This is a genomic window from Nocardioides speluncae (assembly GCF_003121585.1).
Classification (GTDB): Bacteria; Actinomycetota; Actinomycetes; order Propionibacteriales; family Nocardioidaceae; genus Nocardioides; species Nocardioides speluncae.
In genome coordinates this window covers 119,067-130,165 of sequence record NZ_QEOO01000047.1, presented here as the reverse complement: position 1 = coordinate 130,165, position 11,099 = coordinate 119,067, and the positions used below count along the sequence as shown (strand labels likewise).

Below are 11,099 nucleotides of genomic sequence, written 5' to 3'. Positions count from 1 at the left end.
AAGGACCTCGGCTGCCCCGAGACACTCGACGTACGCCGCGCCCTCGCCCTCGGCGACCTGGCCCGCACCCAGCTCGGACTCGACCTCACCACCAGCGAGGCCACCAAGACCCGCCAAGTCGTGCTCCACGTCCACCTCACCGACACAGCGATCAGCGGAAACGACACAGACGCAGAGGTGGCGCGGCTGGAGAAAGGCGACCGACTACTGCTTCCCGACCAGATCCGCCACCTACGCGCCAATCCCGACCGCCCGCAGATAGCAACGGCCTGCGGACGCCTCCCGTGGAGCCCGCGGGCAGCGTCACGCGGCTTGGCCGCGGCGCGCGCGTACGGCGCGCTACCAACAGCGGACCTCAGCCCTGATCCACGAATGAGGGCGGCAGGCTGAGCGTGGCGTAGGACGAGAATGCCCTTGCTGGGCGGAAGAATCGGAGTTACCACACACACGATTCCGCGCCGAGCAAGGGACACCTCGTAAGTGAAAGCCTCTCACACGATCCGGCCGAGTTTCGATGATCCGAACCTGGTGTCTGTCGCGGGCCTGGTCCCAGGTTTGCGGCTGGCTGAGTCCGCTGGGTTGTACGACCTTCTCGCTGAGCAGTTGAGTCTCGACTCGCCCAACGCGACAGCGAAGACCGCCTGTGTGGTCGGCGGGATGCTGGCTGGGGCGGACTCGATCGATGAGCTGGATCTGCTCCGGCATGGTGGGATGGGCCGGTTGTTCGGCGGGGTGCGGGCGCCCTCGACGCTGGGCACGTTCCTGCGCACGTTCACCCACGGCCACGTGCAGCAGCTCGATGCGGTCGGCGGCCGGCTGCTGGCCGGGCTCGCGGGGCGGGTGCCGGGGCTGATCGCGGGTGCAGACACCACCGATGGGATCGCGTTGGTTGATGTCGATGACACGATCCGGGAGGTCCACGGCTATGCCAAACAGGCCGCGGCCTACGGCTACTCGAAGGTCCGGGGTCTGAACATCCAGCTCGCCACCGTCTCGACGCCGACCGCGGCGCCGGTGATCGCCCGGGCCCGGCTGCGCAAGGGCAACACCGCATCGGCGAAGGGCGCTGGCCGGTTGCTGGCCGAGGCCATCGCTACCGCACGGGCCGCGGGGGTGAAGGGACAGGTCCTCGCACGAGCCGACTCGGCTTATTACGGGTGGGCGTTCGTCGGGGCCGCGATCCGTGCGAAGGCGTGGTTCTCGGTGACCGCCCGGATGACCCCGAGCGTGGTCGCCGCGATCGCCAACATCGACGAAACTGCGTGGCAGCCGATCAAGTACCCCAACGCGGTCTTCGACCAGGCCGAGCAGCGCTGGGTCTCTGATGCTGAGGTCACCGAGGTGTCCTTCACTGCGTTCACTGGCCGCCGCAAGTCCGAGCACGTGGACTGTCGACTGGTCGTGCGGCGGGTCAAACGGCTCCAGCCGCTGGCCAGCGATGGCACCGAGCAGGGCGAGCTGTTCGCGACCTACCGGCACCACGGGTTCGTAACGAACTCGACCCTGGACATGGTCGAGGCCGACCAGCGGCACCGCGACCATGCGATCGTCGAGCAGGTCATCGCCGAGCTCAAGGACGGACCGCTGGCACACCTGCCGTCCGGGAAGTACGCGGCCAACGCCGCCTGGGTAGCCTGCGCGGTGATCGCGTTCAACCTCGCTCGTGCCGCCGCCATCGCAGCTGGCCTGGCCAAGGCCCGGTGGGCGACCTTGCGCCGCAAGATCATCAACATCCCGGCCCGGATCGCCACCACCGGCCGCCGCCTGGTCCTGCACCTGCCGACCCAGTGGCCCTGGGCCCAAAACTGGGACATGCTGCACGCCGTCGCGACCGGCCCACCCCCACCCACAGCGACCTGACCACCCAGCCCCCAGCGGCGCAACCAAGGACCCGAAGTGGAAAAGCCGGACAGACCGGCACCTCACTCCTGCGCTCAATGAAATCGCCAGCCTTCAACAACCGCTGAATCAATCCGAAATCAACGTCGGTGGATCAGGGCTCAGGCGCGCGACGCGCCGCCGCAGCGCCCGCGGGCTCCGCGGGAGGCGTTCGCCGATGGATCGACCACACGACCCACAACCTCGCGCCCCTGTGCCGACGCCACCACCGGCTCAAAACCCACGCCGGCTGGCGCTACCACCGAAACCGGGACGGCACCTACCACTGGACCTCACCCCACGGACTCGCCAACCAACGCGACCACACCGGCACGTCGCGACCGTCAGACCATTAGCTCCCCCGCCCCTGGCCCGCCGCGTGCGGGGCTGGTGGCATGCCCGGGTGGCGGCGTACAACTTTCGGACCATGAGCGAGCGCGTCATCCACAACATTCGGTCGATGCGCTCGTTGGCCGGACCCGGCAGGCTCGGGGCATGACCACAGTCGAGAACCGCACCGAGACCGAGCCTAATGCCGCCGCGATGGAGGCCTTCGGCGACCGGATGGCCGGCATGCTGAACGAGGCCTGTGCCGCACTGCTCACCAGCATCGGTCACCAGACCGGGCTGTTCGACGCGCTCGCGGCGACCGGGCTGGTGACCAGCACCGAGCTCGCCGAGCACGCCGGGCTGAACGAGCGCTACGTCCGCGAGTGGCTCGGCGGCATGACCGTCGCCCGCATGGTCAGGTACGACGCCGAGTCCGACCGCTACTTCCTGCCGCCCGAGCACGCAGCCTGGCTGACCACCGCAGCCGGTCCGAACAACCTGGCCCAGACCCTGCAGTTCGTGCCGATGCTGGCCGAGGTCGAGCAGGACATCGTGGCCTGCTTCCGCAACGGCGGCGGCCTCACCTACGACCACTACCCGCGCTTCCACGCCCTGATGGACGCCGACAGCCGGGCCACGGTCGACGCCACCCTCCTCGACGTCGTGCTCCCGCTCGTGGACGGACTCGACGCCAAGCTCACCGCGGGTATCGACGTCGCCGACGTCGGTTGCGGGAGCGGGCACGCGATCAACGTGCTGGCCGCGGCCTACCCGGCGAGCCGGTTCACCGGCCTCGACTTCTCCCCCGTCGCCATCGAGCGGGCCCGCGCCGAGGCGACCTCACTCGGGCTCGACAACGCGCAGTTCGAGGTATGCGACGTCGCCACCCTCGACCGTACGGCGACGTACGACCTGGTCACCGCCTTCGACGCGATCCACGACCAGGCCCACCCCGGCCAGGTGCTCGCCGGCGTCTCGCGTGCGCTGCGGCCCGACGGCACCTTCCTGATGGTCGACATCAAGGCGTCCAGCAACGTCGAGGACAACGTCGGCCACCCGCTGGCCCCCGCGCTCTACACGTTCTCGGTGCTGCATTGCATGACCGTGTCCCTCGGCCTCGACGGCGACGGCCTCGGCACGGTGTGGGGCCGGCAGCTGGCCAGCCAGATGCTGGCCGCGGCCGGGTTCGGCCAGGTCGACGTGCACGAGGTCGAGCACGACCCTTTCAACTACTACTACGTCTGCCGGGCCTGAGACCTAGCTCAGCTTGTCGAGGGCGCGGGCGGCGGCGTCGCGAGCCTTGGTGGCCGTCGACGCGGTGGCCCGCGCCTCGGCGTACACGTCCTCCGCGTCGGCGAGCTCCTCGTCGACCTGGTCCAGGTTGTCGTCGAGCTCGGCCAGCCGGCGCTTGAGCTCGTCGATCTCGGAGGTGATCTGCATGCTCTTCGCCTCCAGGTCCTTGACCTCCGCCGCCGCGGCATCGGCCGCTTCCTGGGCCTTGGTCAGCTCGGCCTCGGTCGCGGCGAGCCGCTCCTCGGCGGCACGGCGGGCCTTCTCGTCGGCGTCCGGATCGGGTACGACGTGCAGCTCGGGCCGCGCGTCGACCTCGGGCGCCGCCGTGGCCGAGGCAGCGAAGCCGGCCGCCTCCGGGACGGCTAGGACCGCGGAGACGTCGACCGCGTCGACGCCGGTCGCGGACAGGGCACCGGTCAGCAGGCCGCTGCGTACCGCCGCCGCGGCGCCCTCGTCGAGCATCGCAGCGGTGAGGGTCGCCTCGACCTGGTCGGCGACCGCGTCCGTGATCCGCTGGCCCGCCTCCTTGGCGACCGCCCTGGCCCGCGCGGTGACCGCCGAGGTCAGCTGGCGGCGCTGCCGGGTGAGCGCTCGGAGCTCCTCGCCCTCCAGCTTGGCCTGCGCCTCGCGGAGCGCCTCACCGACGGCCAGCACCTGCTCGACCTGCTCCTGTTCACGGCGTACCAACAGGTTGACCACCCACCCGGCGACCGACGGCTTCTTCAGCGCCTTCACCCGCGCCGAGAGGTCCTTGTCGGTCCCCTTGAGCTCCTTGGCCAGCGCATCGCGCGCCGGCGTGAACTCCGCCATCGGCAGGCCGTAAAGCCGGTCCGCGGCGTCAAGAAGTGGGTCGTTCGGCATTCCCCGAGCATAGGGCGGGCGTCACGCCAGACTGGTCAGCCGAGCCGTGCCGTCGGCGTGGTCGAGCAGCGCCCGGACCCGGCCGGCCTCCGGGAGCCCGAGGCTGCTGTAGATGGTGAGCGCCTCCTGCCAGAGCGCCCGGCTCAGGTGTCGCTCGCCCATCCGCTCCCGGACGTGTCCGCTGCCCTCGAGCGCGCGGGCCTGCTCGTAGCGGTCGGCGATCTCGCCGGCGACGGTCAGTGCCGCCTGGTGGGAGGCGAGCGCGTCCGCCGCCGACCCGCGCTCGAGGTGGGTCTCCCCCAGCGTGTTCAGGATCTCGGTCTCGATCCCGAGCGCGCCGACATCGCGGGCGGCGGTGAGCGCCTCGTCCAGGGTGAGCAGCGCTTCGCCGTGCGCCCCGGACGCGCGCTGGATCTCGCCGATGTTGCCGAGTGTGCGCGCCGAGCCGCCACCGTCGCCGGCGTTCCAGAACAGCTCCAGCGCCTCCTGTGACAGCGCCAGCGCCTGGTCGTAGTGACCGAGCCGGCTGTTGCACACCGCGAGGTTGCCGAGCACGGTCGCCTCACCCGAGCGGTGGTCGAGGGTGCGTGCCAGCGGCAGCGCCAGGGTGTACTGCTCGATCGCGTCGTCGTAGCGGCCGAGGCGCTCGTAGAAGTTGCCGAGGTTGTTGAGGGTGCCGGCCTCGCCGTTGACGTCGCCCTCGGTGTGGCAGATCTCGAGCGCCTTCCGGTACTGCTCGACCGCGTCGTCGTGGCGGCCCAGGCGCAGGTAGGCGACACCGAGGTCGCGGTGCGCGCTCGCCTCGGCGACCCGGTCGCCGGTCGCGTGCCCGGCCCGCAGCGCCGCCCCGAGGACGACCACGGCGTCGAGGTAGCGGCCGGCCTGGTCGACGTGGCGGCGTACCACCTGGGCCAGACCGATGGTCAGCTCGTGCCAGCCGCGCAGCTCGGTGTACGCCACGGCGGCGAGCAGGTTCTCCCACTCGGCGTCCACCCAGGCGTGAGCGTCCGCGGTGGACCGGACGGGCGGCAGGGCCGCGGTGTCGCCGGGGTCGGCGGCCGGTCCGTACGGCGGGTGCAGGATGTCCATCACCTGCCCGCCGGCGTCGATCCAGTACCGGACCAGCCGGACCATCGCGGCGTCGCGCTCGACCTCGGGCAGCTCGGCCTCCGCGCGCTCGCGGGCGTGCTCGCGCAGCAGGTCGTGCATGCTGAACCGGACCCCGTCGAGGCGGCGCATCAAGTGGGCCCGGACCAGCTCGTCGAGCTCGCCGCGGGCACTGTCGACGCCGGTGCCGAGCAGGGCGGTGGCGGCGTACAGGTCGAGCTGCTGGACCGGCGGCACCCCCAGCAGTCGGAACGCCGCGTCGGCCGCCGCCGGAAGCCGGCGCTCGGACCACGAGAAGACCCCGCGGACCGAGGTCGCCGGATCGCCGACGTCGAACAGGTCGAGCCCGGCGCCCGAGGTCAGGTCGGCCGCGAGCTCGTCGAGTGCGCCAGCGCCGAGCTGCGCCTGGGCGGCGACGATCCGCAGCGCCAGCGGCAGCCCGCCGCACCGGTCGACCAGGGTCCGCGCCGACCCGGTGGAGCCCGCGAGCCCGACCGGCCCGTCCGGCAGCTGCGCGGTCAGCAGCCGCATCCCGTCCTCGGGAGCGAGCGGGCCGAGGCTCACCAGGTGCGCGCCCGGGTGGACTCGCAGCCCGGGCAGGTCCGAGCGGCTGGTGACCACCACGAAGCTCTCCGGGCTCGCCGGCAGCAGCGGCCGCACCTGCTCGACGTCCAGCGCGTTGTCGAGGACCACCAGCAGCCGCTTGCCGGCAGCCCGGCTGCGGAAGCGGCTGGCACGCTCGTCGAGGTCGTCGGGCACGTCGTCGCCGGCGCCCAGGGCCCGCAGGAACCTGGCCAGCGCCTCCGCGGGATCCCGCGGCTCGCCGGGCGAGAAGCCGAGCAGGTCGAGGTAGAGGCAGCCGTCCGGGAACCGGTTGCTGAGCCGCCGCGCCCACCGGACCGCCAGCGCGGTCTTGCCGACGCCCGCGATCCCGGCGATCACGCTGATGCCGACCGGCGAGCTGTGGTCGTCGTACGCCGAGAACGCCCGGTCCAGCGCCTCGATCTCGGCCTCACGGCCGGAGAAGCCCGAAGGGTCGGCAGGCAGCTCTCGCGGGACCGAGACCGGCGTCGGCTCGACCGACTCCTTGGTGCGCCGCCGGTCGCGGTGCAGGGCGTCGCGGGCGGTCGCCAGCCGTCGCTGCACGTCGGTGGGTACGCCGAGCTCGCGCAGCAGGTCGTCGAGCACCTCGGTCGCCGGGAGCGTGGTGCCGGCGAGATAGGCGTACAGCGTGCTCTGCGACATCTCCAGGCGCTTGGCGAGGGCGGCCACCTTGAGCCGGCGGTTCTCGCCGTGCCGCAGCCAGCGTTTGAGCTCGCGGCCTAGGTCCTCCGCCGTGACCACAGGCAATGCTGCGGGTGCGTTCGCGGCGACGTTCTCGCCTTTCACTACGTGGGTCCTCCCGAGCGGTTTGTCCGGACCTTCCTGATTCCAGACTTTCCAGACTTCGCATCGCGAAACGCCGCGTCGTGATGCGCTACCCAACGTACGCCGGGATGCCGTCCACGGTATTGCCGGGAAGCTCCTACTCGGGAGGATCCACGAGATGGTCCGCAGTCCAAGACGAGTCATCCGCAGTCTCGCGCTCACCATGGCCGCGGCGGCGACGGCCGTACCGGGCGCCGTCAGCTCCGCATCGCCGGCCGCAGCGGGCTCGGCGGGCTCAGCAGTCGGGGGAGCCACCTACTACGTCCTGATCGGCGGCACCTGCGACGGCGCCGCCACCGTCTACCGCAACGAGTGGCTGCGCGGCGGGATCCCGCTGCGCGTGCACTACCCGGCCGGTGGCCAGGGCCTGCCGAACTGCGACCAGACGCCGATGAACCAGAGCGTGGAGATCGGCCGCCAGAACGCAATCCGGCTGATCCGCGACAACTGGCACCCCGACGCGACGTACGTCATCGTCGGCTACTCGCAGGGCGCGATCCCCGCCAACCTGGTCCTGAACGACATCGCCGACGGCCGGGTGCCCGGCGTCGACAAGTCACGGTTCCGGGCCAAGCTGTACGCCGACCCGATGCAGCCGGCGGGTCCGGCAGGTGCTGGGATCGGGGCCGTGATCCCGGCCGGCATGGGTGTCCCGTTCACCGGCTGGGTCTCCCCCGGCCCGGGCCGCGCCGACTTCGGTGGGATCCCGTACATCCGGTACTGCATCGACACCGACGGCATCTGCAACTTCGACGCGCCGTGGGGCCAGGGACTGGGCGGCTACTTCGCCCAGCACTGGTGCTACCAGTGGGACCGGCCGACCGACCACCGGTCGATCATGGGCGACTCGATCGCCGACGGCGTCTACATCAACAACGCCTACCGGCTCGGCCGCCAGAACTGCCGGCCGCCGTACCCGGCCTGAGGAGGCTCCACCACATGAACACCGGCCTCCGTCTCCGGCTCCGTCTCCTGCTCCGCGGCCTCGCCCTGCTGCTCGTCGCCACCGCGGCCGGGCTCCCAGCGACCGTCGCCACCGCGCCGGCCGCCCGCGCCGACTCCGTCGTCGACGGCCCGATCACGCGCGCCGAGATCCTCAGCCGCGCCCAGTTCTGGGTGGACCAGAACGTGCCCTACGACATGGAGGGGCAGCACCCGGACCAGCAGGGGAAGCTGTACCGCACCGACTGCTCCGGGTTCGTGTCGATGGCGCTGCACCTGTCCTGGTCGCCGAACACCGTGTCGCTCCCGGAGTTCCTCGACCCGATCGGCTGGGAGGACCTGCAGCCGGGTGACGTGGTCGGCACGCTCGGTCCGGGGACCGGTGGCGCCGCTGGGCACGTCGTGCTGTTCACGGGCTGGGCCAACGCCCAGCACACCCGCTTCTTCACCATGGAGGAGATGGGCGGGGCGGGTGCGGTCCGGTACGAGCGGCCGATCAACTACACCGTCGGCAGCTTCGTGGCCAAGCCGTATCGCTACAAGAAGGTCATCGACGGCGGCACCGCGCGGCCGATGTCGTCGTGGGAGTCCGGCCGGGTGGTCTCGATGCAGTCGGCCGACGGCCGGCTGGAGGCGTTCGCGGCCGGTGCCGACGGCGTACACCACGCCTGGCAGACCCGGGTGAACGGCGAGTGGTCCCGGTGGGAGCTCATCGGTGGGCCCAAGAACGCCGAGCTGGCGCTGGCGCCGAACCGGGACGGCCGCCTGGAGCTCTTCGCGCTGAACGGCCAGACCCTCGACCACATCTGGCAGACCGCGCCCTCGGCCGGCTGGTCCGGCTGGGCGAACTTCGGCACCGGCGGCTACGACCTGGCCACCGGCAGCAACGCCGACGGCCGGGTCGAGGTCTTCGCGTCCAACGGCAGCGGCGTGTTCCACCGCTGGCAGGACCCGGACGGCTGGTCCGAGTGGGAGGGCACCGGCACCGGCTACAACGGACCGGCCAACGCCCGGCTGGCCCTGGAGCTGGGCGGCGACGGCCGGCTCGAGGTGTTCGCGCTGAACGGGCAGACCTTCGACCACCTGTGGCAGACCGCGCCCAACGGCGGCTGGTCGACCTGGCACAACTTCGGCGGCGGTGGCCGGGACCTGACCACCGACCGGAACGCGGACGGCCGGATCGAGGTCTTCGCCTCGGGACCGGGCGGGGTCTTCCACAAGTGGCAGACCGGTGCGTCGTCCTGGTCCGGCTGGGAGGGCACCGGTCCCGCGGGTAGCAATGGCCCGGCCAACGCCGAGCTGTCCACCGACCGCAGCCCCGACGGCCGGATCGAGGTGTTCGCCGTCAACGGCAGCACCGCGACCCACGCCTGGCAGACCGGGCCGAACCAGGCGTTCTCCGGCTGGGACGGCTTCGGCACCGGAGGCACCGACCTCACCACCACCCACAACCGCGACGGCCGGATCGAGGTGATCGCCACCAGCGGCTCCGGTGTGTTCCACCGGTGGCAGACCGGCGCCTCCAGCTGGTCCGACTGGGGCTGGCTCAACGACGCCGGCCCGGCCGTCAACTGAGGGAGAGGACTCTTCCGATGCGCAAGCCCACCACGCGGATCTCGGTCGCCACGGGTACGATCCTCGCCCTCACCGCCACCCTCGTCGGCGGCAGCCCCACGGCTGCCGCCGAGCGGAAGCAGGACCCGAACGAGATCTGGCCTCAGGAGCGGCTGGGCCTCAACGCCAGGGTGGGGCCGTGCGACCCGGCCGGGCCGTCGGCCGCCGACGGCGAGATCGCCAACCAGCTCAACCCGCAGCTGCAGAACAAGATGGCCGGCCATCTCAACGCCTACCGGATCTCGTGTGCGCGCACCGTGATCCAGACGGTCAGGGCCCGCGGCTTCAACCCCCGCGCGGCGGCCATCGCGATCGCCACGGTGATCGTGGAGTCCAGCATCGACAACCTGTACGACGCGGTCGACCACGACTCGGTCGGGCTGTTCCAGCAGCGGCCCTCGGTCGGTGAGTGGGGCACCGTGGAACAGTGCCGGGACGCGGTCTACGCAACCGGCTCGTTCCTGCGGGCGATGGAGCGCTTCTACCCGAACGGCTCGTGGAACACCGCCCCGATCGGCGAGGTCGCGGCCGACGTACAGCGGCCGGCTGACCAGTACCGCTACCGGTACGCCGTCGAGGCCAACGACGCGATCAAGATCGTCGACCGGCTGTGGAACGTCGGCATGGGCCGGCCCTCATCGTCGCAGGAGTCGGGCCGGGTGGTCTCCGCGCAGTCCGCGGACGGCCGGCTGGAGACCTTCGCCGCCGGCGCGGACGGCGTCTGGCACGCCTGGCAGACCCGCGTCAACGGCGAGTGGTCGCGCTGGGAGCTCATCGGCGGGCCCAAGAACGCCCAGCTCGCCATCGCCCCCAGCGCCGACGGCCGCCTGGAGCTGTTCGCGATCAACGGCCAGACCTTCAACCACATCTGGCAGACCGCGCCCTCTGCCGGCTGGTCCGGCTGGCACAACTTCGGTGGTGGTGGTACCGACGTCGCCGCCGGCTTCAACGCCGACGGCCGGATCGAGGTCTTCGCCTCCGGACCTGACGGGATCTTCCACCGCTACCAGGCGCCGGTCGACGGCGGCTGGTCCGGCTGGGAAGGCACCGGTGGCGGCCCGGCGAACGCCCAGCTCGCCATCGAGTCCGCGCCGGACGGCCGGCTGGAGGTGTTCGCGCTCAGCGGCAGCACGTTCGAGCACAAGTGGCAGACCGCACCCAACGGCGGCTGGTCCGGCTGGACCGGCTTCGGCACGGGCGGCCGCGACCTGACCGTGGACCGCAACGCCGACGGCCGGCTGGAGGTCTTCGCATCGAACGCCAACGGTGTCTTCCACAAGTACCAGACCGGCGCGTCGTCGTGGTCCGGCTGGGAGGGCACCGGCCCCGCCGGCAGCAACGGGCTCAGCAACGGACCAGCCAACGCCGAGCTGACCAGCGACCGCAGCCCCGACGGCCGGGTCGAGGTGTTCGCGATCAACGGCAGCACCGCCGCGCACAGCTGGCAGACGAACCCGAACGCGCCGTACTCGGCCTGGGAGACGTTCGGCACCGGCGGCACCGAGATCACCGCGACCCACAACCGCGACGGCCGGATCGAGGTGATCGCCACCAGCGGCTCCGGCGTGTTCCACAAGTGGCAGACCGGCGCCACCAGCTGGTCGGACTGGGCCTGGCTGAACGACGCGGGCCCCGGAATCAGCTGA

At 71.6% G+C, this 11,099-nt stretch carries 7 protein-coding genes; 5 read left to right on the top strand and 2 right to left on the bottom strand.

What is annotated here, in order from left to right:
• The first annotated feature begins 480 nt into the window (after positions 1–480).
• Both DDV73_RS25065 and DDV73_RS25060 read left to right on the top strand, forming a co-directional pair.
• Entirely contained in the window at positions 481–1,860 is a 1,380-nt protein-coding gene (locus DDV73_RS25065; protein ID WP_109510003.1) for an IS1380 family transposase, read from the top strand.
• A 513-nt stretch (positions 1,861–2,373) separates the two neighbouring features.
• A complete protein-coding gene (locus DDV73_RS25060) occupies positions 2,374–3,462 on the top strand; it encodes a class I SAM-dependent methyltransferase (RefSeq protein WP_109510002.1) in 1,089 nt (362 codons plus the stop codon).
• Between the two features lie 3 nt (positions 3,463–3,465).
• Here the strand turns inward: DDV73_RS25060 and DDV73_RS25055 are convergent, their stop codons facing one another.
• Both DDV73_RS25055 and DDV73_RS25050 read right to left on the bottom strand, forming a co-directional pair.
• Positions 3,466–4,362 carry a hypothetical protein gene (locus DDV73_RS25055; protein ID WP_109510001.1) on the bottom strand — a complete coding sequence of 299 codons (897 nt, stop codon included), beginning with the start codon at positions 4,360–4,362 and terminating at the stop codon, positions 3,466–3,468.
• 21 nt (positions 4,363–4,383) lie between these two features.
• Positions 4,384–6,858 carry an ATP-binding protein gene (locus DDV73_RS25050; RefSeq protein ID WP_161962530.1) on the bottom strand — a complete coding sequence of 825 codons (2,475 nt, stop codon included), beginning with the start codon at positions 6,856–6,858 and terminating at the stop codon, positions 4,384–4,386.
• A gap of 157 nt (positions 6,859–7,015) precedes the next feature.
• Between DDV73_RS25050 and DDV73_RS25045 the strand changes: the two genes are divergently transcribed.
• From DDV73_RS25045 to DDV73_RS25030, 3 genes are read left to right on the top strand one after another with little or no spacing between them, the layout of a single operon-like run.
• Positions 7,016–7,822 (top strand): PE-PPE domain-containing protein, encoded by an 807-nt coding sequence (locus tag DDV73_RS25045; RefSeq protein ID WP_206051082.1) that lies wholly within the window; start codon positions 7,016–7,018, stop codon positions 7,820–7,822.
• Positions 7,823–7,836: 14 nt separating this feature from the next.
• Positions 7,837–9,414, top strand: coding sequence for a DUF8189 domain-containing protein (locus DDV73_RS28940; protein ID WP_206051081.1), 1,578 nt, complete (start codon positions 7,837–7,839; stop codon positions 9,412–9,414).
• 17 nt (positions 9,415–9,431) lie between these two features.
• Entirely contained in the window at positions 9,432–11,099 is a 1,668-nt protein-coding gene (locus tag DDV73_RS25030; protein WP_206051080.1) for a PLL family lectin, read from the top strand.